A 25,022-nucleotide genomic window follows, 5' to 3' on the forward strand; every position below is an offset into this window, starting at 1 on the left:
ATCTATTTGTCCCCTCCCCGGCTTAGAACTAGTTGCTGTACCAACAGTACGATGACGACAAAGAAAAGCAAGATAATACTCATGGCAGAAGCGAGGCCATAATTATTGTAAGCAAATGCTGTATCTACAACTTTTTGTACGTATGTTTCGCTGGCGCCTGCGGGGCCGCCCTTGGTCAACACGAAGGGGAGATCGAATACTTCCAGTGCCCCTGTGACGGTAAGAAATAAGTTAAGCTGGATGACTGGCTTCATATTCGGTAAAGTAATTCTCCAAAGTGTTTGAAAAGGTCCGGCACCATCGATCTTTGAGGCCTCATAGATATCGTTTGGAATGGCCTGCAAGGAGGCGATGTAAATTACCATGTTATAACCCATGAAACGCCAAAATCCTGTGGACGCCAGAGAATAGTTAACCAGTCCTTCTGTTCCAAGCCAACTGGTCTGTCCTAGTCCGGTAAGACCGATGCTATTCAGGAACATATTCAGAGAGCCATTGGTGGTGTCAAAGACATAACCAAACATAAAGGCGACGGCGACACCGTTCATAATGTAAGGGAGGAACAATAAGATTCGAAATGCATTTTTTCCTTTCAACTTACTATTGAGCACAATCGCAAAATAAATAGCGACGATATTCTGGAGAATTCCCATCGCGAAATAAGCAAAGTTATGGGTAAATACCTTGAAAATATCGGGGTTGGAGAAGACTTCGCGGTAATTATCGAGACCGACCCAAGGCTTCTCAGGGCTATAGCCATCCCAGTTCGTAAAGCTGTAATAAATCAGCTTGAGTGCCGGATAATACGTGAATGTTGCGAGCAGCAACAAAGGAATCGTGAGGAAGGATACAATGATAATCGTCTTCTGTTTGTTATAGGAAAGTGTTCCGAACATCGCTAGCCCTTCTTTCATAAAAACGTGGTATGGAAAGGCAAAATGGATTATCCGTAAAAGCAATAATCCATTTTGCTCCGTAGTGTACTTCGAATCAAAAGCTCAAATTAATAACCGAGGTCCTTCTTGGCTTTAGCCCAAGCTTTATTCCACTTGTCTAATACGGTTTGTGGATCTTTGGCAAGTACAAATTCCTGTACAACAGCAGGGAGATCCAGCTGTGCCTTGTTGCCGATTTCTGTAACCTTTGCATCGTCAACAGTTCCTTCTACCAGTTCTACTCCGGTAGCTTGGAATTCTTTCAGCTGAGTCAGATTGGATTCCTTGCCTTTTAATGGAGAGATAAAGCCGGCGAAATCCTCATAACCTGAATCTTCAATCATCCATTTTACGAAGGCTTTAGCTGCCTCTAAATTTTTGCTGTTTTTGGCAACGGCATAGAAGAAGTCAGGGCTAAGGGTAGCAGATGGTTTACCCGAATTGTCATAAGGGAATGGGAAGAAGCCCACATTGTCTGAAGAAGCGCCTGCTCCGATAACTTGGTTAATAACCCAGTTGCCAAGATAGTACATAGCGAATTTGCCGGAAGCGATGTCCTTTTTCGATTGCTCCCAGTTGGTGGAGTTGATGTCTTTTTCCAGATAGCCTTTTTCATTGAGCTCTCTAAGTAGGCTGAAGGCTTTGCCATAACCGTTGTCCATAGTGAATGGTGTTTCAGAGTTCAGCTTAGCATTTGGAAAATCAGGATTGCCTTCAATTAAGCGTGGTGTGTCATAAGCCCAAGTACCAAGTGGCCATTTGTCTTTAAAGTTAGAGGACATTGGAATAACACCTTTTGCTTTCAGCTTCTCGCAGGCAGCCAGGAATTCATCCCAAGTCTTAGGCGTTTCGGTGATGCCGGCATCAGTGAATGCTGTTTTGTTATAAACAATACCGGAAGTAGAGTTCCCTGTAGTAATTCCGTAAAGCTTACCATCAAAGGATTTGAAGTCTTTAAAGGTGATCTGATCGTTCAAGCCGAGATCATCCAGTGAAGCAAAATATTTTGGCAGGTCCGAGTTAGGGATAGAAGGAATAAACATAACGTCTGGAAGCTCGCCGCTGGCCATTCTGACTTTAGCCTGTTGGTTATAGTCGGTTTGGGAAGCTTCGAATTCGACTTTAATGTTCGGGTATTTTTCATTAAAGCGCTTTAAATATTCGTCATATTCTTTGCCGATCATGTCTGTTCTGTTAGTTAGGAAGGTGATTTTGCCGCTGATATCAGCTCCTGCTGCAGGTTCGGCAGTTGCATTCGTGTCACCGCCGGTATTCTCTGCGTTAGTTGCTGCGGGCTTTTCAGTTGCGGCAGCACCGTTATTCGTGGTGTTGTCATTATTCGAACCACAGCCAGCAAGTGTTGAAGATAAGACCATAATCATAACAAAGGATAACGAAAATAACTTATTTCTCATAGCTTAATCCCCTTTTCGTTTTTATTGTTAGCGTTTACATGAACATTATAGCTTTATCGAAGCCGTTAATAAATGTATTGTATTATTATTTATTGTCTTTATTTGTTTTGTTTCTGCGTTTATAATTAGCATGTACCTAACAATCAGATAACAAAATACAAATAATATCAAAAGGGTTCAATGAATTAATTGAAGTCTTATGCTATTTTTGAGAAGTCTATGCTTACAAAACTTTAGGCATCTGCTTTCGAAGCGAGTTTTGCGCGAAGTCATTCAGAGAAGTCTATGCTTACAAAACTTTTAGGAGGTATTATGAAACATTTGCATATGAATCTTGCGAAGTGGGAATTTAGAGGCTGTGGTGATGAGGAGTGGCTTCCGGCGACTGTGCCAGGTACAGTCCATACGGATTTACTAAAGAACGGGAAGATTTCAGACCCCTTTTATGGAACAAATGAACATGATCTACAGTGGATCGATAAGAAGGACTGGGAATATCAAACCTCGTTGCAGTTGGGGGAAGAGTGGCAGGAGCTTGCTTGTACGGAGCTAGTTTTTGAGGGACTGGATACTTATGCAGATGTGTACGTGAATAATGTACATGTGCTCGCTGCTGATAATATGTTTCTGGCATGGAAAGTGGATGTCAAAGATCAGTTAAAGACTGGAGAAAATAATATACGGGTGAAGTTCCGCTCTGTGGTTAAGGAAGATTTACCGAAATTAGCGAAGCTGGGTTACGCGCTGCCTGCCTCGAATGATCAATCCGAGCTTGGGGGATTAGATGAACAACGGATTAGTATTTTTGCGCGCAAAGCACCTTATCATTACGGCTGGGATTGGGGCCCGCGTTTCTTGACCAGTGGAATATGGCGTGCGGCAGCTCTGGTGGGACGTGACACCGTTCAAATTACAGACCTCTATATCCGTCAAAATGTGATTGCTAAGGAAGAAGCTCGCCTGACCGCAATTGTTGAAGTGGATGCTCCTGCTGCTTGGCGGGGAATGCTGCGAATAAGTGCCGATGGTTTGGAGTGGATGCAAGCGGTTACTTTAGAAGAAGGCATGCAGCAATTAGAGATGAATATTGTTATATCCGAGCCACAGCTCTGGTGGTGCAGAGGGCTCGGAGAGCCTCATTTATATACATTCCAGGCAGAATTGGTACAAAATGCGGAAGTAGAGGTTAGCAAAAGTGTGCGGACTGGGCTTCGCAGTATTGAATTGATACGGGAGCGTGATGCCAAAGGAGCTTCGTTTTCTTTTGCACTGAATGGAGTTTCCGTCTTCGTCAAAGGTGCCAATCATATTCCAAATGACAGCTTCACCACAGAAGTAACCGAGGAGCGGTATCGGCATGAAATTGCCACGGCAGTAGAATCGAATATGAATATGCTGCGCGTTTGGGGCGGCGGTATATATGAAGAAGATATTTTTTATCAGCTCTGTGATGAATACGGATTGCTGGTCTGGCAGGACTTTATGTTCGCTTGCAGTATGTATCCCGGGGACGAGGCGTTCCTAGAAAATGTGAAAAAAGAAGCCGAATATAACGTCAAAAGATTGCGCAATCATCCCTGCATCGCCTTATGGTGTGGCAACAACGAGATTGATTCGGCCTGGTCACAGTTCGAGGAAAATATGGGCTGGGGCTGGAAAGAAAAACTCGGCGCTGAGCAAAGAACGACAATGTGGGCCGATTATATTAAAATCTTCCACCGTATTCTGCCGGAGGCTGTAGCCGCGTTCCATCCGGGAGTGGACTATTGGCCGTCTTCGCCGCTGCGGGAGCTGACTGGCGATATTAATCAGCATGCGACACGGATTGTGGGCGAAGGGGATGTGCATTACTGGGGCGTGTGGCACGGAATCGAGCCTTTTGAGAACTATAATACAAAGGTTGGCCGCTTCATGAGTGAATATGGCTTCCAGTCGTTCCCGGAACTAAAAACGGTAATGAGCTATGCAGAAGAGCAGGATTTGGAGCTTACCTCAGAGGTGATGCTGGCGCATCAGAAGAATGGTCGCGGTAATCTGCTGATCAAAGAATATATGGATATGTATCTGCCGCAGCCAAAGGACTTCAAAGCCTTTTTATATATGAGTCAAATCCTGCAGGCCGAAGCGATCCGAATCGCGATTGAAAGCCACAGAAGAAATAAACCTTATTGTATGGGCACTTTATACTGGCAGATGAATGATTGCTGGCCGGTGGCTTCTTGGGCGGGCATGGATTATAACGGGCGTTGGAAAGCCCTGCAATATACCGTGCGTTCAAGCTTCCAAGATGTTCTGTTGTCTATCGACGGTACAGACCGTGAGAAGGTAGACGTTCATGTCGTATCTGATTTAAGAACAGCAGTGAGCGCTGAGTTGGTGCTTACTTTGTATCAGTTTAACGGTTCGGTGCTGCGAGAGTGGACACATCCCGTTGAGCTGGGAGCTGATTCTGCTGCTATCGTATTCTCGTCTCCTGTGGCAGACCTGCTAGAAGGTCAAGGGGTGGGTGATGTATTGCTTGGAATTTGCTTGCAGGCGGATGGCCAGGTGATAGATCACAAGCTGCATTATTTTACTCCGGAAAAAGAAATTCCATTGCAGCGCTCAGTAATTACTGTGCTGGAAACTCCAGAGAGCGGTGGATTAAGCTTCACCGTGACCAGTGATGTATTGGCTAGAGGTGTATACCTGACTTCGGAAGAGGAAGGAATATTCTCTGACAATTATTTTGACCTTCTCCCAGGTCAGACCAAGACGATAGAGTTCTCACAACGCGGGAACGATGGAAGAGACTGGATTCCTGCCGCACCTAAAGGGCTAAAGGTTCAATCGATGGTTGATTTTGTGAGCGAAGATTTGCTGTAAATCCTAAGGAGAGAAGGACTGGCACATGGGGATTTTAGTTCAGGAAGATAAGGGATTATTCCATTTACAGAGCGCAGGGATGAGTTATATTCTTCAGCTTGTTAATGATTATCCGGCACATGTGTATTGGGGTAAAAAGCTGCGTAGTGGCAGCAATTTGGAAGGGCTGTTGAATCTGGGAGGAAATACGGGTCTCGACCGGCTCCCGCAGGAATATCCCCAATACGGCACGGGAGATTTCAGAACACCTGCTTATCAAGTTAGGCTCGAAGACGGCACTCGTATTACAGAGCTGAAATACAGCGGGTACCGGGTAGTTGAGGGTAAACCCTCACTGCCAGGTCTGCCATCTGTATATGTTGAGTCTGCGCAAGAAGCACAGACGTTGGAGCTTACACTTAAGGATGATTACGCCAAGCTGAGTGTTATTTTGCGCTATACGGTTTTTGAACATACCAACGTAATTACACGCTCTGTGGAGTTTACCAATGCGGGGGAAACGCAGCTGCAATTGCAGCGTGCACTGAGTGCTAGTGTCGATTTCTCGTCTGGCGATATGGATATGATCTATTTGGCAGGAGCTTGGTCAAGGGAAGGTAATCTGACCCGTAGACGTCTGGTGCAAGGGGGTACGACCATTGGGAGCCGCAGAGGGATGAGCAGCCACCAGTTAAATCCATTTGCAGCGCTGGTGAAACCTGAAACGGATGAAAATCATGGAGAGGCCTACGGCTTCAGTCTTGTATATAGTGGAGGCTTTGAAGCTGAGGCAGAGGTCGACTCCTTCGGGATGACCCGGTTTACGATGGGGCTGAATTCATTTGATTTCTCCTGGCTGCTGGAGCCGGGCGAACAATTCCAGACCCCAGAAGTAGTGATGGTGTATTCTTCCGAGGGGATCGGGGAAATGTCGAGAACCTATCATCGCCTGTACCGGACCCGTTTATGCAGAGGGTTATATAGAGATAAGGAACGGCCCATTCTGGTCAACAATTGGGAAGCCACCTATTTCAACTTCGATGCGGATAAATTGGAGTCGATTGCGGCGGAAGGAGCGAAACTCGGAATAGAGCTATTCGTGCTGGACGACGGCTGGTTTGGCAAAAGAGACGCAGATAACTCCTCTCTCGGAGACTGGGTAGAGGATCTGCGCAAGCTTCCAGGCGGATTGTCTGATGTGGCGCAGCGTGTGAACAATCTAGGCTTGCAGTTTGGCCTCTGGTTCGAGCCGGAGATGATCTCGCCAGACAGCGAGCTCTATCGTAAGCATCCCGACTGGTGTCTGCATGTGCCGGGACGCCGCCGTAGCGAAGCCCGCTGGCAATTGGTGCTGGACTATACTCGGGAGGATGTACGTCAGTACATTTATGAGTCACTGTCCCGGATTTTCTCGACCGTACCCATTAGTTATGTGAAATGGGATATGAACCGTTGTTTAACGGAGATTGGCTCTGCAGAGTTACCTTCTGAACGCCAAGGGGAAACCGCACATCGTTATGTGCTTGGTCTGTATGAGCTATTGGAGCGAATAACTTCAGAGTTTCCGCATATCCTGTTCGAGAGCTGCTGTAGTGGTGGTGGCCGCTTCGACCCAGGCATGCTGCATTACATGCCGCAGACCTGGACCAGTGACGATACCGATGCTGTGGAACGACTGAAGATTCAGTATGGAACAAGTCTGGTGTATCCGGTTAGTTCGATAGGCGCGCATGTGTCTGCCGTGCCGAATCATCAGGTAGGACGGATCACCCCGTTGTCTTTTCGTGGAGATGTAGCTATGTCCGGTAATTTCGGTTATGAGCTGGATCTTACGAAGTTTACAGACGAAGAGAAGGAACTTGTGAAGGAACAGGTTGCGAACTATAAACAAATCCGCAGTCTTGTGCAGCAAGGGAATCTGTACCGGCTGCAAAGCCCATTTGAGGGCAATGAGACAGCATGGATGTTCGTGTCCGATGATCAGCGTGAGGCATTAGTTTATTACTTCCGGGTAATGGCTGTGCCGCACCCGCCCCGCCGTAGCCTGAAGCTGAATGGTTTAAATCCGGAGCTGGATTACATTCTGGAGGCAAGTGGTGAGGTTTACGGTGGTGATCGGCTAATGCAGGCTGGACTGGCTCTGCCGGATATCCAGCAGGATTTTGTTAGCGGATGTTATAAATTGAAGGTGCAGGAATAGAGTTTATTGCAAGTCATCAGCAAGCCATGAGCCTAGCTCGTGGTTTGCTTTTTTTGTTCAAAGATGAATTTGAATCAGCTGAAGCTGCGGATGGCAAGGCAGCCTTGATCGTATCCACCTCCACACATATATTCCTCCTGTTATGGCATCCTGTGCAGCTACCCTTGTGCATGACGCTATAGCTTTTTTTGCATGTTCATATTCCGTTCATATTGAGGTCATAGAGAGTACATCTTCATTGGTTAATCTTAGCTTAGCAGTTAGTTATGGTAGTCCAAAACACAGCTGATGACAGGAGAAGATACGAGTGGAAATAAAAGAAAGAATGAAAATGAAGGCGGGCACGAGAACAAGTAAAATACTAAACATACTACTTAAAGTAGTAGGAGCAATAATCATCGCAATCGTGCTTTTTCTCGCTATTGTCTATACAGTTAATTTGATCAGCAATAAATCGGAACAAAATAAAATAGAACCCTATGGTCAGTTAGTACCCGTAGATGGGAAAAACATGAATGTTTATATTCAAGGAAAAGGTGAAGAAACAGTCGTGCTACTACCGGGTTATGGCACAGCAGCGCCAGCTCTTGATTTTAAAGCATTAATAGATGAACTGTCGCCGTTTTACAAAGTTGTCATGATTGAGCCTTTTGGGTATGGATTAAGTGATCTGACCAAAAAGGAGCGCAGCACGGAGAATATTGTAAGTGAAATTCATGAAGCTTTACAGGCTCTTAATATTGACCGTTATATTCTAATGGGCCACTCTATTTCAGGCATATATGGACTAGATTATGTTAACAAGTATGAAAATGAAGTGAGTGCATTTGTCGGGCTTGATAGTAGTGTCCCATCGATAAGCGAGAGGAAGATCGAAGCTTCGGAATTAAGAACTATAAATCTGCTCAAAAAATCAGGTTTAATCAGATTGCAAATGAAATTTAGTGCTGACCCAATTGCTGAACTACCATTTGATGATAAAACAAAAGAACAAATGAGACTGATCAATCGCAAAAACATATTTAATCCCACCCAATTAAATGAAGCTGAAATGATGTATTCTAATTTTAAATCAGCTGAAAGCTTAAGATTTCCTAAAAATCTTCCTCTTATTTTCTTTATACAAGCGAATCAACCAGCAACGGATAGATGGATACCAGAGCATGAAAAGCAAATCAAGGACTCTGTGCATGGAAAAATAGTGAAGTTTGAAGAGGGACATTATTTATATCGCACTAAAGCAAAAGAAATCGTAAAAGACTTTCAGGCATTTATGAAAGAAATAAAATAAGTGCTGCCGTCGAGCCGACCGGATTTCAGGATTTCCTCTGATTTTCGTTCGGTTTTTTATTAGTCCGTAAGATATGGGGGAGTGCCACCAGTAACGATGGTCTAATCTTTAGGTTTGGTCTGGGATAAGAATGAGAAGGCGTCGGCTACATATGATGGAGAGTTCCCTTGGTTGCTGCTAGGTTCCTAGGTACCCTGCTTCGGATCGGACTCAGGAGTCCTTATTTGCTAGAAAAGAGGCAATTGAGGTTACTTTCGGACCCCAGCGACGCTATTGGCTAATTATCGCGACCATATGGGGTGTTTTGGAGTAAATAGCTGCACCTGAGTCCGATACCATCTCAAATATGCGTTTTTTTCGCGAATAGAGGCTATACGGTCCGTAAGTAAATAGGGAGTAGGGGTGGTATGAGAGAGTATGAGAAAGTATGAGAAAGTATGAGAAAGTATGAGAAAGTATGAGGAAGTATGAGAAAGTATGAGGAAGTATGAGGAAGTATGAGGGAGTATGAGGTAGTATGAGGTAGTATGATGGGGTTCCACCAGTTAACGATGCTCCAATCATTATGGTCTGGTCTGGGATAAGAATGAGAAGGCGCCTTCTACATATGATGGAGAGTTCCCTTGGTTGCTGCTAGGTTCCTAGGTACCCTGCTTCGGATCGGACTCAGGAGTCCTTATTTGCTAGAAAAGAGGCAATTGAGGCTACTTTCGGACCCCAGCGACGTTATTGGCTAATTATCGCGACCATATGGGGTGTTTTGGAGTAAATAGCTGCACCTGAGTCCGATAGCATCTCAAATATGCGTTTTTTTCGCGAATAGAGGCTATACGGTCCGTAAGTAAATAGGGAGTAGGGGTGGTATGAGAGAGTATGAGAAAGTATGAGAAAGTATGAGAAAGTATGAGGGAGTATGAGGGGGTTCCACCAGTTAACGATGGTCTAATCTTTAGGGTTTGGTCGGTGATAAGAATGAGAAGGGGCTGACTGCATATGATGGAGAGTTCCCTTGGTTGCTGCTAGGTTCCTAGGTACCCTGCTTCGGATCGGACTCAGAAGTCCTTATTTGCTAGAAAAGAGGCAATTGAGGCTACTTTCGGACCACAGCGACGTTATTGGCTAATTATCGCGACCATATGGGGTGTTTTGGAGTAAATAGCTGCACCTGAGTCCGATACCATCTCAAATATGCGTTTTTTTCGCAAATAGTGGCTATACGGTCCGTAAGTAAATGGGTGAGTACGACCCGTGGAGCGTGACCAACTAATCGAATGGGTGAGTACGACCCGTGGAGCGTGACCAACTAATCGAATGGGTGAGTACGACCCGTGGAGCGTGATCAACTAATCGAATGGGTGAGTACGACCAGTAGCGCGTGACCAACTAAGTGAATGGGTGAGTGCGACCAGTGGAGCGGAACCAACTAATCGAATGGGTAAGTACGACCAGTGGCGAGTGATCAACTCATCGAATGGTGATTCCAATGATCGCCGGCTGACTCACTAATTATCCGTAGTTTCCAGTAATCTATGGTGAGCCCTATCTTTCCACAACCTCCATAAATCCCACCAATGAGCCCCACGGTAGCCTTTTTTAAGCAAGAGCATGTCCTATTTCCCTATAATCCACATTGACTTGGGTTTGTCACACCCCTATGATGATTATTAATATAAAAATATATGACACGAAGAGGAGCGAAACATCATGGCTTTGGAGATCGAACGCAAGTTTCTGCTGCCGGAATTTCCGGAGCAGCTGATTCAAAAGGGAGAGTTGAAGATTGTTACCCGTCATAATATCGATCAGACATATCTGGCGATAGATGGTGGTCAAGAGCTTCGTGTGCGTAAAATTACGGATCTGGACTCAGGTGAGGTAACCTACACGCATACGTTTAAGGATGGCAAAGGGATCAAACGCGAAGAGATCGAATATTTTATCTCAGAGGGTTTATATAATCAGATGATCGAAGCGGTAAATGCGGTAGCTTTGGTCAAAGAGCGAATTACAGCGGTGTGGAATGGCATAACGGTTGAGATCGACGTATATTCCCAGCTGAAATTGTCCGTATTGGAGGTTGAATTTGAATCTCTGGAGGAAGCGGAAAGCTTTAAAGAGCCGGAATGGTTCGGTAAGGATGTTAGTACAGAACGGCAGTACAGCAACAAAACGGTCTGGAGAGAGCTGCAAAATAAGACAAAGAATTAACGGACTTTAGCGCGTAAACGTGGTAGTATATAGGGAAAACAAGCAGAAATAGCTTTATCATCCCTAACTAGCTTAAGGATAACGTTTAGGGTGAAACTTATAGTTAATTATAAGAATTTATAAGTGGTGCAACTATAATAGCCTTATATTTCTGCGAGAAACAGTTGTCTTCTATATAGGACGACAACGTTGTTTCTTCTTATCATATATTCTTGTCATATATTAACGAGGGGTTCAGGAGGATGAGCATGAAGTTTATAAGCACAAGAGGTAATGTGGAACCTAAAGGTTTTATTGATACGGTGTTGATGGGACTTGCGGACGACGGTGGGCTGATGGTTCCATCCGAGATTCCAGTGGTTTCAGCAGCAACGTTGGAAGAGTGGAGAAGTCTCAGCTATCAGGAGTTGTTCCTGAAGATTGTTGCCTATTACACCAATGATGAGATTCCTTACGAGGATTTGCAGGAAATGGTCAACACCAGTTATGCTAATTTCCGCACACCTGAAGTAACACCTATACACCAAGTGGATGATTCTTTATATGTCCTTGAATTGTTCCATGGGCCTACTTTTGCTTTCAAGGATGTAGCGCTGCAGTTTATGGGTGAGCTGTATTCATATATTTCCAAAAAACAAAACAAAATCATCCACATCCTCGGTGCAACCTCTGGGGATACTGGAGCGGCGGCCATTCAAGGTGTACGCGGCAAAGAAGGCATCAAGATCTGTATTCTCCATCCACATGGCAAGGTAAGTAAAGTGCAGGAGCTGCAGATGACTACGGTGGACGACAGCAATGTACTGAATCTGTCTGTTCATGGTAACTTTGATGATTGCCAGAAGGTGATTAAGGATCTGTTCGCAGATCTGGACTTTAAAGGTCGGTATCATCTGCGTGCAATTAATTCCATTAACTTTGTGCGGATTCTGGCGCAGACTGTTTATTATTTCTATGCATATCTGCATGTCGATGGCAGCAACGAGAAGAAGATTAATATCAGCGTGCCTTCCGGTAACTTCGGTAATATTTTCTCGGGTTATTTGGCTAAGCAAATGGGGCTTCCTATGAACAAGCTGATCATTGCTACGAATGAAAATAATATTTTGGAGCGTTTCGTGAATACTGGCGAATACAAACCAGGTAATTTCACAAGCACTTACAGCCCTTCGATGGACATCCAAGTGGCAAGTAATTTCGAACGGTATCTGTATTATCTGGTAGGCGAGGATTCTGAGAAGTTATCCGCGTATATGTCCAAGCTGCAAACCGAAGGCAAGATTACGGTTGAAGGCGAGGCGCTTCAGCAGGTGCAGAAGGATTTTGCAGCGCTGGGTGTGAAGAATGATCAATGCTTGAATACGATCGCTAAGTATCAAAAAGAACACGGCTACCTGCTTGATCCACATACAGCATGTGGAATCGCGGCTTACGAAGCTTTTAATGGCCCGGATGAGATTGGCATTACCTTTGCGACTGCACATCCAGCTAAGTTCGATGAGGCAATTACTTTGATTGATATTAAGCAGGAATTCCCGGCACAGATTAAAGCATTGTTCGAGATGCCACAACATCAAACCGTAGTGGATCATGACAAGGATGAAATCGTGCGTCAGCTGCAAGCTTTTTACGGATTGTAATATCATATACAGTCCTACTTCACAGCACAGCCCCCGTTCTTGGGATAAGGACGGGGGCTGTGCTGTGCGTTTATAGTAGCTTCTAACATTAACGTTGCGGCGTACGGGTCTGCTCCCTAGCTTTTTCACAAAAAGCAGCGACCTTATAAGAGACATAGTACGCCAGCATTTTTTCAGAATCGGTAAAGTCGGTGTCCAGCAGTCTGCTGATAAGATCGAGCTTATATCTGAGTGTATTCCGGTGAATGTACAGCTCGTCTGAGGTAATCTGCATGTTCCGGTTATTTTTGAGATAAACGTAAAAGGTATGATACAGATTGGACTGGTGCACAGTATCGTATTCTTGAAGCTTGAGCAGCTCTGGATGGTAGTAGTTATTATCCTCGTTAAACACAACATCAGCAGAGAGCATCTCATAGAGCTGGATATCTGAATAGTAAGTCAGCTGCTGCTGCGGGCTGAGAATGGTACCGATCCGAATAGCGTTTCGGGAGTGAAGATAGTGTCTCCTACATTGCGTAAGATTAGTGAACATATTGCTGATGCCAAGCGAGATGCCGGTTTGGGCTAGAAATTCTTGCAGCTGCTTATTTACAAGCTCTTTGGAGAGATTTCCATCATGGATCATTACAATCTGCCCGTCATAATAGGTGGAAGGACTGCCCGGAAAAAGCTGTTGCAAACGTTCTCTTAAATAATCATCATAACGGCCTGAACCTTCATACCAGGTAAGATCGAACAGCAGCACAAGCAGCTGATTCCCGAACTTTAGTCCTGCACTCCGCATTCTGTCCTGAATAATCCGGTTGTCCTGAAGCTGTTCCTCTAGCAATGCGCAGATAAAATCTTCAACTTTTATATTTTTGGCGTTGCGATAGTAGCTATTTTTGCCCATCTCTTCGGCAAGTATGGTAGCGGTGATGGACAGCAGCTCGTTATCTCTGGCGCGAAAAGGATTTGTGCATCCTAGAAGCAATACATTGCCGATTTGTTTGCCGGCTACTTTTATTTTGGAGATCAGTTTGGAGTTTGATGTTTCCTCGCAGGTTACCTCATAAGATTCATCGCTTTGTTTCCCACGCTGGACACTGTTCATTTTGCTCACAGCCGCAATGAAGTCGTAAGAGCAATAACCTTTGCGGATATTATCACTCCATATGTAATCGTCGATATCGGAAAGGTCAGAGTGAGCTACAATTTTAAAGCTGCAATCAAATACAATGACGGGATTCTGCAGTAGCTCGGCAGCTGTCTGTACGATAGCTGAAAGGCCTGCACCTGAAATGTATGCAGTAAACAAAGATGCGGTATAATGCTCCATTTCGATTTTACCTGATATTTGCTCATTTAAGGAAACATCCATTCATATCGCCCCCTGGTTCAATAATAGTGCAATATGCACTATAAAGAAGTGATTTTTGGTGCTTGTAAATATATTCACAAAGTATTGGACGCCTTAAACTAAAGGTGGAGGTGCTAAGCAGATGAAATATGAAAAACTGTTTGCAGCAGGTAAAATTGGACGCCTTGAACTTAAGAATAGAATTGTATTGCCGGCTATGGGAACGTCACTGGCTGCGGCCAGTGGTGAAGCATCGGATGAAATGATTGCTTTTTATGAGGAACGTGCCGCAGGTGGCTGTGGTCTAATCATTACGGAAATTACGCGTGTGGATAATGAGACCGGAGTAGGTACACCGAACCAGCTGAATGCAAGTGACTTGCTGTTTGTGCCACGTCTGGAGAAACTGGCAAGAGCTGTGCATCGTCATGACAGCAAAATATTCCTTCAGCTCCAGCATCCGGGCCGGCAAAATCACGGACGGCTTATTGGAGGCAAACAAATTGTTGCTCCTAGCGCAGTGATGTCTTCAGCGATTGGGGAAATGCCCCGGGAGCTGTCTACTGAAGAGGTAGAAGAGTTAGTTCGTAAATTTGTGTTCGGAGCTTATATAGCTAAAACAGCAGGTATTGATGGTGTGGAGATCCATGGTGCCCACGGCTATCTCGTAGGACAGTTTCTGAGCCCACTTACCAATCTGAGAACTGATAAATATGGCGGTTCACTGGAAGGTAGAATGTCATTCCTGAACGAAATTGTGCTTGGCATCAAAAAGACCTGTGGCGCAGGATTCCCTGTATCGGTGCGAATCGACGGCGATGAATTTGTCTCAGGCGGGATTACACTGGATGAGGCTATCCAGACTGCGAAACATCTGGAAAGCATCGGAGTGGATTGCATAAATGTAAGCTCCGGCACTTATGAATCATCCAATACGATCATTGAGCCGATATCCTACCCGCAAGGCTGGAAAAAACATCTCTCCGCAGCCATTAAGCAAGCGGTGCAAATTCCAGTGATTGCTTGTGATGTGATCCGTAAGCCTGAATTTGCTGAGAGTCTGCTACAGGAAGGAAATACGGATTTTGTAGCCCTTGGAAGAGCCCAACTGGCCGATCCGGAGTGGGGTAACAAAGCGGCAGCAGGCAAAGAAGCAGAGATCAGAACCTGTATCTCTTGCCTGTACTGTATTCAGGAAGTAATGGAGTGCAAGGTAATCAAGTGTGCTGTCAATGCCAGAGTGGGCCGTGAGCTTGAATTTGCAGAACCAACAAAAGATGGCGCTGGCAAAGTAGTAGCTGTGATCGGCGGGGGTCCAGCAGGTATGGAAGCAGCACGGATTCTGGCGCTCAGAGATTTTAAACCTGTATTGTTCGAAGCCAGAGATGTGCTAGGCGGCAGCGTGGAGCTGGGAAGCCGGCCACCATTGAAGGAGAAGCTGAACTGGTTTATTGATAATATGCAGCATCAGTTAGAGGATCTGGATGTTGATGTCCGTCTCTCTACGAAACCTACGCTGGAACAACTGAAGCAACTGAACCCTTATGCGGTATTTGTTGCTGCTGGGGCACAGCCTATAGTGCCTGTTATTCCGGGAGTAAAGAAGGCAGCGGTCTGCACCGTTGTTGACGTACTTAGTGGGTCAGTTGTGATTAAGAACAAGCAGGCTGTGGTCATCGGCTCCGGCATGACAGGGCTGGAAACGGCTGAATATTTAGCCGATATGGGAAATCAGGTCACGGTGGTGGAAATGCAGCCGCGGGTTGGTCCAGATGCCTATCTGCCAAATCTGATCGACATTGTGACTAGACTGAAAAAGAACGGCGTGGAGCTCTTAGCATCAACCAAGCTGGTAGAAGTGCAGGATGGCGCGATTGTGCTTGAGAATACGTCCACGGGGGAAACTTCGCTGAAAAAGACGGATGCTGTTGTATTATCCATTGGTGTTACACCCGATCGCTCATTTGTTGATGAGTTGAAGCAGGTACTGCCTAATGTGAAGGTGATCGGCGATGCAGGCAAGCCAGGCCGAATCGGACAGGCCATTCATTCTGGATTCGAAACGGCTTTTGTGCTGAACTAAAGGGTTACTAATCTAAGGAGGGTTCATTCATGGTGAGTTTTGTGAAAAGTTTCGCAGATATGCAGAAATACGGAGGCAAGCCAACCACCTTTTATGATGCAGAGATGCTGACGGTGTATTGGGAGACCAAACCAGAGATTATCGAGCGTTTGTTGCCGAAGCCACTGAAGCCAACAAGCCGGCCGCTGGTAAATGCTTTTATCGCCAATTACCCAGCTACGAACTTTTGTCCACCTTATCGTGAAGCTGGATTGTTCGTTCTAGCGGACTATAACGGACAATTAGGCAACTACTGCCTGTCGATGCCTATTACAAGCGATATCGGGATGGCTATGGGCCGGGAAGTATGTGGGCTGCCTAAGAAAATGGCCGATGTGCGTATGAACACCTCAGAAGATGGCATTGATGGGGCAATCGGCCGGCATGGCATTGACTTTTTCAACGTAAAAGCCACTATGGATGGACACTTCAATGACAATGGAGCCGAGAAGATTCTGGAGGAATATTACGGCAAAGATATCCCTTTGTATAACATCAAATATGCCAATGCAATTGACGGAAACGGCTTCGATCTGATGCCATCCTTGGTCACACAGCGTTTAGTAAGTGAGGTTAAAGTCTATAAAGCGGCTGAAGCCTCTATCACCTTCCAAGACTCCCCGCATGATCCTTGGAGTGAGCTTGAAGTTGTGAATATGCTGGGCGCGGTTTACACCGTCAGTACAAATGTGCTTGAAAAAGGTAAAATTCTGGAGCCTCTGAATCCAATGGAGTATCTTCCATACTGCTATCTCCGCTGGGACTGGTGGGAGAACAATTTGCAACCTGTTTCCTCAGTATAAGCCTACGTGTTTGAAGTGAGTTTGTGCGAAATGAAACCGAAGAAGGATCGGCTAACCAAACATTAGGAGGAATTAGAATGACTAACCTTTTTGATTTGACGGGTAAGACAGCTATTATCGCAGGAGCATCCAGTGGGATCGGGGTACAATTCGCAGAGATGCTTGCTGAGCAAGGAGCAGACATTGCTATTTTGGCCAGAAGATATGACAAGCTTGTAGCAGTAGCCGAGGATATCCGGGCTAAATACCCTGAACGCAGAATAATTCCTATCGAGTGTGATGTAAGAAAAGAGGATCAGATTATTGTGGCTGTTCAAAAGGTTATGGAAGCCTTTGGCAAAATTGATATTCTGCTGAATAATGCTGGTGTGGTGGATGCGGTTCCGATTGAGGCGCTGGAAGAAGAAGCTTGGGATCGGGTACTGGATACGGATTTAAAAGGTGTTTTCCTGATGTCGAAACATGTGATCCGGCATATGAAGGAACGGAATTACGGCAAAATCGTCAATACAGCCTCAATGCTAGGTCTTACAGCTTCAGCTTCGGTTCCTACGCATTCTTACAATGCTGCTAAAGGTGGAGTGATCCATCTGACAAGAGGGGTGGCGGCAACTTATGCTAAGCATGGTATCACTGTTAATGCGATTGGACCAAGCTTGTTCAAAACTGAAATGACTGAGAATACGTTATTTGCAGAAAAAGCGCTAAAAATGTACAACGCAGTGTGTCCGATGGGGCGCCCTGGTAATCCGGGAGAACTAAACGGCGCCGTGCTCTACTTTGCTTCAGATGCTTCCAGCTACACTACAGGTCAGACTTTGTTTGTAGATGGCGGCTGGACGATTATATAGAGCTCATCTGGTTCTGTAAGCTCGGGGAATGATTGTAACTCCAAAAAAAGGGTATCTCAAAAGCCATGAAAGGGTGGCTGGGATACGCCTTTTTTTGCGTTGTACGATGAGCGGTGCTCCGCCAGTAACAAGAGAATTGCTGAATTTATCAGAAATTGTCGTTAATTTGCCTTAAAAAGTAGACATGACTACCTATGAGTGAGAAAATAGCATGTAGAGTTAGTAATAACTAAAAAGGACGGGATAACATCATGACAATTCGTTTCGGGGTCATTGGAACAAACTTTATTACAGACCGCTTCGTGCAAGCCGGCTTGGAGAATGAGGAGTTTATCCTGACAGCCGTGTACTCTCGCACAATGGAGAAAGGTCAGGCCTTTGCTGCTAAATATGCGGGAGCTACAATTTATACGAATTTGGAAGATATGGTGAAAAGCAAAGATGTAGATGCTATATATATTGCCAGCCCAAATTCTATGCATGCAGAACAAGCGATTATGTGCTTAAATCACGGCAAGCATGTGCTCTGCGAGAAACCGGCTGCATCCAACAGTACGGAGCTTAAAGCTATGATTGAAGCTGCGCGCACAAATGATGTGCTGCTGGTAGAGGCGATGAAATCGACCTTTATGCCGAACTTTGGAGTGATTCGTGATAATTTGTATAAACTCGGCCAAGTTCGCCGTTATTTTGCAAGTTACTGTAAGTACTCCTCCAGATATGATGCCTACCGGCAGGGGACTGTGTTAAATGCGTTTAATCCCGCTTTTTCCAATGGCTCGTTAATGGATCTTGGAGTGTACTGTTTGTATCCAATGGTAGTGCTCTTTGGCAAGCCTCAATCAGTACAGGCAGTGGGTGTCATGCTCTCGTCAGGTGTGGATGGTGAAGGAAGTCTCATTATGAAGTATGACGATATGGATGCGGTAGTTATGCACTCCAAGATTTCCGACTCCTATCTGCCAGCTGAGATTCATGGAGAGAACGGTACGATGGTGATCGACAAAATCAATGAGCCTTATCAGGTGAAAATTTACTATCGTGATGGTACAGTTGAGGAGCTTACGTTGCCTCAGGTGTTTGAACCTATGTATTATGAGGTGGAAGAATTCATCAACTTGATTAAGAATGGTGAACGGGAGAGCAGAATTAATACTCATGAGAACTCCATGGCCGCAGCAGAGATTATGGAGGAAGCCAGAGCACAGATCGGTCTCCGCTATGCCTCAGATTTATAATAAATAGAATGGGGAGCAGGACTTGAAGACTTTTAAAAAGGTTTATATTGAGATAACAAGCGTCTGCAACCTCGCCTGCAGCTTTTGTCCACAAACCGCCCGGACGAAAAATTTCATGAAGCTTGATACGTTTAATACGATATTGGATGAAATTAAACCACACAGCAATCATATTTATCTTCACGTCAAAGGGGAGCCGTTGCTGCATCCCAAGATCGGTGAACTGTTGGATGCTGCTCATGCCAAAGGGTTCAAGGTTAATATTACAACCAATGGCACGTTAATTCATAAAGCCGGACCTAAAATTCTTGGTAAGCCCGCACTGCGTCAGATGAACTTTTCTCTGCACAGCTTTGATGGGCATGAAGGGTCAGAGAACCGTGAAGGCTATCTTTCAGAGATAATTTCTTTTGTACGGGAAGCCTCAGCGCAAGGGGTTATTATTTCTTTCCGCTTGTGGAATTTGACGGAGGATAATCTGACGAATCTGGAGAGAAACCGTAACCGTGAAACCCTTGCCCTGCTGGAGGAAGCCTTCAACTTGGATTTCAAGATCGAAGAAAAGGTTGTGCCTGGCAGTGGTGTCAAGATTGCCCCACGCATCTACCTTAATCAGGATCATGAGTTCCGTTGGCCAGCGCTGAATGAGCCGGAAGATGACGGAAAAGGGTTCTGTCATGCCCTGCGGAGCCAAGCGGCAATCCTTGTGGATGGCACGGTTGTGCCATGCTGTCTGGATGGTGAAGGAGTAATTAACCTAGGCAACATCCATGAAACTCCGTTCTCAGAGATTGTAGAGGGGGAGCGGGCGAACAATTTATTCTATGGCTTCTCACGTAGAGAAGCGGTGGAGGAGCTGTGCCGCAAATGTGGGTATCGGCAGCGGTTCGGAACCTAATGATTGGAATGCAAACAGAACCGGGACATGGCTATTTCATGAGTCCTGGTTCTGTTTTTTAATTAACGGGATTGTATATATATAATAATAGGTCTTTATAGTCTCTACTTTGGAGCGAAGGAGGAGCATATGCTGAAATCACTGGAAGCCATCGCCTTATACCGTGAAGGTGTGCAAGATCATTTGGAGGATCACCTCTGGCTGAAGCTTATTGTCCAAGCGGAGGAGCAGATTGTAAATTTGGAACGTGTGGAATCTCTGGAGGAGCTGGATCGCAGGAATCCCGTACTGGACTATGTGGAACGTAGCTTGCAGATTCTGGACCAACTTCCCCGGTCTATTTGGATAAAAGAGCTGGTGGAAGAAACGTTAATTTGGTCAGAAACGGCTAAGGGAGGTACAGCAAAGGAGCGGCTGGTTTGGCAGGAGGAAGGGATCAATTGTTTTGTACATAATTTAGGTTCCGCACAGTTATATGAGAGATATTTAGGGAAGGCTGTCTCCGAGAAAGGTACGATGATTCAGCGGCTTATTGAGACTCATGGACTTATAGGACAGCAAATTCGCGGAGAAGTGCCGCCGGAAGTCAATAAGCCACTCCATGATATAGTGGAAGATCAGCTGCTGACCGCGGAGGAACTGGAACGCCTTCTGACCGTGCTCAATCATTGCATCATCGGAGCTGTGTCTCCCGAGTTATGGCAGAATGTGCAGCATGAAGTGAAGCAGCTTATTGAGCTGATTTCTTCAGGCAATCTTGCTAGTCCTATGCCGATGAAGGAACGACTGCGCAGAATGCGGCTGGGTCCGATCTCTAGAGGAGAGGATTTCACTACGGAATGGGCTAAGCTGACGCAGGAAGGTTTCCATACTGAACGGTTGGTGTCATTAAGTAAGATTACCTTCTGGTATGTAGAATCTGCACTACAGACCTTTTCGCTGGAGCAATTTCTGAAGGTGATGGTGCTTGCTGCCCAGAGGGCGCAGAATGAATCCTTAAGCCATATCAGCTTCGAGCATGTCATGAACAGCATTTACTACGATTACAAGGGTGTTAAGAAGACCAATGTTTATAAGAAGCGGATTATCGAAAAATATTTAGCGGAGCTTACATGGAAGGATATCGAGCAAGGGACTTTGCCTGCTGAGAACCCTCACCTACTCTTGCGGCAATATTCTAAGGAACATCTGCCAGACACGGTATTTTTTCAATTCCAATTCTCGGCAGCGGCAGAGAAGCTGATCGAATTTTGTATGGAAGCTGAAAAATCACCCTTGTATGAACGTGCTGTATTGCTGTTATTCGATCTATTCGAGCTGCGCAGGGATGCTTTTGACCGTTTTCATAATGAAGATACCTACTTAAGCCAAATGAATAATACAGCAGATTATAAAGCTGTAATTCTAGATCATGTCACTGGACAAAAAGTGCTGGATATCGGTCCGGGCGGCGGTGTGCTGCTGGATTTACTGGAAGAGCGTATGCCCGAGGTTACTCCAATCGGCATTGATATATCAAGCAATGTAGTGGAAGCCTTGCGACAACGCAAGCAGCGGGAAGGTCGCCACTGGGAGGTGCTGCAGGGAGATGCGTTGAACCTTAAAGATTTCGTGGAGGCCGGAACGGTGGACACGGTAATTTTCTCTTCGATTTTGCATGAGTTATATTCTTATGTGCCGCTAAATGGTAATAAGTTCAATCACGACACCGTCTCCGCAGCTCTGCGAAGTGCCTTTGCTGTATTGTCAGCTGGCGGGGTTATCATTATCCGCGATGGGATCATGACTGAACCTGCATCATTGCTGCGGAGAGTTCGCTTTCTGGAAGAGGACGGTCTGGTGTGGCTGGAGCGTTATACGAAGGATTTTGCTGGACGTCAGATTCAGTTTCAGAGATTAGGGGAACAAGAAGTGCTCATGCCCGTTAATGATGCCATGGAATTTTTATATACTTATACCTGGGGCGAAGAGGCTTATATTCACGAAGTTCAAGAACAGTTTGGTTATTTCACCCCTACGGAGTTTGCCTCATTTATTGAACAGATTTTAGGAGAGCAGGCAAAGATTGAGGTCTTCCGGCATTACTTGCAAGAAGGTTATACCGAAGCTTTGCGTGATAGAGTAAGGTTCATGGATGAGAGCGGACAGGAAGTGGCGCTGCCGGACAGCACCTGCTTTATTGTGATTCGGAAGGAATAGCCGAAAAGTAACATCAGCTGCATCTAAAAAAGCAATCGGCAGACCCTCTGATGCGGAGGAGATCCGATTGCTTTTTTAGATAGGGAATCTTGCCCTTGTTAGAGTAGTATTTCTAGCTGCGACTTATCAGATTCTTCGGCTAAACGTTGAATTTCTTGATAGGTAGCTAATTGTTCTGTCCGCTCATTGGTGTTCTCTTCAGAAGGTTTAATTTCTGTTGAACCTGCTTTATCGATCTGATCTTTAATTTTATCTCCCGTGTCTTTCATGGCATCGCCTAACGTTTCGTTCATTTCCGAGAGTTTAGTTTCGATTTTGGATAACTGCTCCCGTTTGGCTGTTGCGGAATGAGTAGAACGAGCCTCGTCCAGCTCTATTTCCTTGGTCAGAACTTTTGCCTCGCCACGCATCTTAGTGTGGGTAGAAGAAACTACCTCCATTTGGCTAACATCTTGGCTTACTGAAACAATCGTATTCAATCTTTCGTTCTGTATCTCTTGCTCGGTTTTAGGTTCATCCTTTGGATTAGCTTTTTGAGCATCTTCTAAGTTCTTTTGTTGCTCTTCGAAGCTGTATTTTGCAATTTGTTGGTCAATCGTTTGGAGCTGCTTGTCGAACTCCTTAAGTTGATCTTGAATAGATTCGAGATTATGTGAACTTTTGGTAGTTCTTTCAATCAGACTGTTCTTACTGTCGATGATATTTTGTTTTTGTTTAAGCAGGGAGTTAACCATTCCGTCCATTTTGGATTGATTTTGAAAAGCAGCCTTTGCAGATTTACTTATTGATAATTTATCTCCATTACCATTACCACTAGTATTGCTGTTTGATTTCATAGTTTTATCATTAGTTTGGTGACTAACAGATACATTAAACCTCGTTCCCATAGATGAGGTCATATTCGTTATGTGCATGGTTCATTATCCTCCTACGACGATAAGATCTATCTATAATATATCGGCAAATCAGCAGTAATATTTAATAAAGAGCGCTGTTAGCCGCAGCGTTGTTTGATGGACGCTTAACAGCTTTTTTGTCCAAACTATCCCGGAAGAGGAAGATATTTACCATTTCAGGCTTTGTAATGTCTATTTGCCGGTGAATTTTTGTCGAAAGTTAGAGGGAGAAATGCCTTCTTTCTTGGAGAAGCAGGAAGAGTAGTAAGTAATATGATGGAAGCCAACCTCTTCAGCGATGCGGGCAATGGACCAGGAAGTTTGAATTAACAGCCGTTTGGATTGTTCTAGACGATAGGACAGGAGATAGGCCATAGGGGTCACACCGTATATTTTTAGCATGTTTTTGGCGAGATAGTTGGGATGATAGTTAAGTTCTTTTTGAAGTAAGGAGTTAGAGACATCACGAGTATAATTTTGCCGAATGAACAATTCAATCTTCTCGGCAAGATGAATGGCGGTTGCATCGGATGCCTCGGCCAGATCGCGGTCCAAGAATTGCAGGAACTGTTGAAAGGAGGCTTGGCGCTTCCAGTTGCGCATCGACTGGGGTTCTTGTTCCAGATGGAAAAAGAACTCTAATACCTCCATTGCTTTCTCTGATATTTCCGTATACTTGGGAATAAAGATCGAGCATACATCGCAGTGATTTAAATAAGCTTTTTGTTTATGGCTTTCGATGAGCTCGCTCTGATTCTCCAGACATTCGTTCATATCCTGACACTCGATCCAGCTGCCGAAGGTCTGGAAATGAATCCAGATGATTTCTGTTTCGATAGGACAAGGGGCAAAACCATAGTGATGGGCATCTGGACGAAGGATGAGGAATTCTCCTTCCTTTAGCTCCCAGTGCACCTCGTTCTCGGCGATGGGCAACATCCCCTTTTTAACAATGATTAGATCAAATACGCCGATGCAATTACGACTGATATGATAGTCTCCAGCATTGTAGTGAGCACGACCACAGTCTATGAAATAAGGAATAGGCGGTGTGATAAAGCTAAGAATCGGTGAGTTCATCGCGAGCCTCCAATTGGAATCCATCGTTTTTTTATGATGTAGATGAAACTAGCCTGCACCTTTCCTGAACTCCGAAGGCGAGCATTTCATCGCTTTACGGAAAACCTTTATGAAATAGCTTACATTATCAAATCCGACCTCGAATGCGATGTCGGATATTTTTCTTTCACTTTGTTGCAGCAGATCGGCAGCCTGGCGAATCCGGTATGAGTTGATGTAATCGACTGGCGTTTTACGAGTCATCATTTTGAAGAAGCGGCAGAATTGCCCCTCGCTCATGGGAATAAGCTCTGATAGATCACGGGTACGTATCGGTTCCTGATAGTTATCTTGGATATAAAGGATCACCTTTTTAAGGCGGTTAATTTTGGTGGTATCAGCATCATCCGATTGGCTGCGGTTCTCAAATCGGCCCTCTGCGGTAATCTTGGAAAGCATGATTAGCAAAGTTCCTTTCATAAAGGTCTCAAATCCGGGCATTTTATTAGCGTATGCCTCCATCATTTGCTCCAGATGATGAAGCAGCTCCTGCTGCCAAGGGACATCTGGTGTAATATGTCTCGGAAAGCTCTGGCGCTTCTCTTGCAGTGGCAAAATCGCGTTTTGCTGGATCGTATCGTACTGGGCGCTAGCCAAAAGATCAGGCAGAAATACAAGCGCACAGAATTTGCAGGGGGTGTCTTCGTTCAGCACATAGGCGGCGTGTATATCGCCAGATTCGATAAATACCGCTTCGCCCGCGCGGAGTGGAAAATATTCTGTGTCTACTTGGAACAGAATTTCTCCTTCTAGCAGCATAAAGAACTCCGCTTCTTCATGCCAATGTGTATCGAGTACATGCGTTCCGGATGGAAGTTCTATCCAATAAGCTGCGAGTGGAAACATACTATCTCCATGAACTCTGTTTTCTTTTAGCAAACTCTGAGTTGTACGGTCCATATAAAGGCCTCTTTTCTTAGAAAAACATCAAAATAGTGTTATAAATGAGCTATATAGTATTAGTTTTGTTCATTTTTTATCGGTATAATGCAACTATAAACACCAAATTGAAAGGTGGCAA

17 protein-coding genes are annotated in these 25,022 nt (G+C 45.0%); 11 read left to right on the forward strand and 6 right to left on the reverse strand.

Annotated features, from left to right (window positions below):
* Positions 1-2 precede the first annotated feature (2 nt).
* Together MHH89_RS26405 and MHH89_RS26410 are read right to left on the reverse strand one after the other, a co-directional pair.
* Complete coding sequence (locus tag MHH89_RS26405) at positions 3-896, reverse strand: carbohydrate ABC transporter permease (protein WP_076105422.1); 894 nt, start codon at positions 894-896, stop codon at positions 3-5.
* Between the two features lie 107 nt (positions 897-1,003).
* A complete protein-coding gene (locus tag MHH89_RS26410; protein WP_076130663.1) occupies positions 1,004-2,350 on the reverse strand; it encodes an ABC transporter substrate-binding protein in 1,347 nt (448 codons plus the stop codon).
* A gap of 312 nt (positions 2,351-2,662) precedes the next feature.
* Here MHH89_RS26410 and MHH89_RS26415 point away from each other — a divergent pair, with 312 nt between their 5' ends.
* From MHH89_RS26415 to thrC, 5 genes are all read left to right on the forward strand, one after another.
* Positions 2,663-5,215, forward strand: a complete 2,553-nt coding sequence (locus tag MHH89_RS26415) for a beta-mannosidase (RefSeq protein WP_341088541.1) — start codon at positions 2,663-2,665, stop codon at positions 5,213-5,215.
* Between the two features lie 25 nt (positions 5,216-5,240).
* Complete coding sequence (locus tag MHH89_RS26420) at positions 5,241-7,394, forward strand: alpha-galactosidase (RefSeq protein ID WP_341088542.1); 2,154 nt, start codon at positions 5,241-5,243, stop codon at positions 7,392-7,394.
* A 325-nt stretch (positions 7,395-7,719) separates the two neighbouring features.
* Entirely contained in the window at positions 7,720-8,685 is a 966-nt protein-coding gene (locus tag MHH89_RS26425) for an alpha/beta hydrolase (RefSeq protein WP_076282136.1), read from the forward strand.
* A gap of 1,704 nt (positions 8,686-10,389) precedes the next feature.
* Positions 10,390-10,893, forward strand: coding sequence for a CYTH domain-containing protein (locus MHH89_RS26430; RefSeq protein WP_076302808.1), 504 nt, complete (start codon positions 10,390-10,392; stop codon positions 10,891-10,893).
* Positions 10,894-11,141: 248 nt separating this feature from the next.
* Complete coding sequence (gene thrC / locus MHH89_RS26435; RefSeq protein WP_341088543.1) at positions 11,142-12,533, forward strand: threonine synthase; 1,392 nt, start codon at positions 11,142-11,144, stop codon at positions 12,531-12,533.
* An 88-nt stretch (positions 12,534-12,621) separates the two neighbouring features.
* On the opposite strand, the gene MHH89_RS26440 is transcribed toward thrC, so the two are convergent.
* On the reverse strand, positions 12,622-13,896 hold the full coding sequence (locus tag MHH89_RS26440) for a PucR family transcriptional regulator (RefSeq protein ID WP_341088544.1): 1,275 nt from the start codon (positions 13,894-13,896) through the stop codon (positions 12,622-12,624).
* Between the two features lie 121 nt (positions 13,897-14,017).
* On the opposite strand from MHH89_RS26440, the gene MHH89_RS26445 reads away from it, so the two are divergent.
* The 6 genes from MHH89_RS26445 to MHH89_RS26470 all read left to right on the forward strand — a co-directional run bounded on the left by MHH89_RS26445 (position 14,018) and on the right by MHH89_RS26470 (position 21,986).
* Positions 14,018-15,958 carry an NAD(P)/FAD-dependent oxidoreductase gene (locus tag MHH89_RS26445; RefSeq protein ID WP_341088546.1) on the forward strand — a complete coding sequence of 647 codons (1,941 nt, stop codon included), beginning with the start codon at positions 14,018-14,020 and terminating at the stop codon, positions 15,956-15,958.
* A 29-nt stretch (positions 15,959-15,987) separates the two neighbouring features.
* Positions 15,988-16,800 carry an acetoacetate decarboxylase family protein gene (locus tag MHH89_RS26450; RefSeq protein WP_081383412.1) on the forward strand — a complete coding sequence of 271 codons (813 nt, stop codon included), beginning with the start codon at positions 15,988-15,990 and terminating at the stop codon, positions 16,798-16,800.
* A gap of 77 nt (positions 16,801-16,877) precedes the next feature.
* Complete coding sequence (locus MHH89_RS26455) at positions 16,878-17,651, forward strand: SDR family NAD(P)-dependent oxidoreductase (protein WP_036680744.1); 774 nt, start codon at positions 16,878-16,880, stop codon at positions 17,649-17,651.
* 251 nt (positions 17,652-17,902) lie between these two features.
* Entirely contained in the window at positions 17,903-18,889 is a 987-nt protein-coding gene (locus tag MHH89_RS26460) for a Gfo/Idh/MocA family protein (protein ID WP_038568824.1), read from the forward strand.
* A gap of 22 nt (positions 18,890-18,911) precedes the next feature.
* The gene (locus tag MHH89_RS26465) at positions 18,912-19,787 is read left to right on the forward strand and encodes a radical SAM/SPASM domain-containing protein (RefSeq protein ID WP_076282120.1); all 876 of its coding nucleotides are present in this window, start codon (positions 18,912-18,914) and stop codon (positions 19,785-19,787) included.
* 129 nt (positions 19,788-19,916) lie between these two features.
* Positions 19,917-21,986, forward strand: coding sequence for a class I SAM-dependent methyltransferase (locus MHH89_RS26470; RefSeq protein ID WP_341088547.1), 2,070 nt, complete (start codon positions 19,917-19,919; stop codon positions 21,984-21,986).
* 98 nt (positions 21,987-22,084) lie between these two features.
* Here MHH89_RS26470 and MHH89_RS26475 read toward each other — a convergent pair whose 3' ends face one another.
* The 3 genes from MHH89_RS26475 to MHH89_RS26485 form a co-directional block, all read right to left on the reverse strand.
* Positions 22,085-22,900 (reverse strand): hypothetical protein, encoded by an 816-nt coding sequence (locus tag MHH89_RS26475; RefSeq protein WP_076282118.1) that lies wholly within the window; start codon positions 22,898-22,900, stop codon positions 22,085-22,087.
* Positions 22,901-23,074: 174 nt separating this feature from the next.
* Positions 23,075-23,962: a helix-turn-helix transcriptional regulator gene (locus tag MHH89_RS26480; protein WP_076129612.1), complete on the reverse strand. Its 888-nt coding sequence runs from the start codon at positions 23,960-23,962 to the stop codon at positions 23,075-23,077.
* A gap of 48 nt (positions 23,963-24,010) precedes the next feature.
* Positions 24,011-24,901 (reverse strand): AraC family transcriptional regulator, encoded by an 891-nt coding sequence (locus MHH89_RS26485; protein WP_076129611.1) that lies wholly within the window; start codon positions 24,899-24,901, stop codon positions 24,011-24,013.
* Positions 24,902-25,022: the final 121 nt, after the last annotated feature.

This window comes from Paenibacillus sp. FSL H7-0323 (genome assembly GCF_038002725.1).
GTDB classification, from domain to species: domain Bacteria; phylum Bacillota; class Bacilli; order Paenibacillales; family Paenibacillaceae; genus Paenibacillus_AQ; species Paenibacillus_AQ odorifer.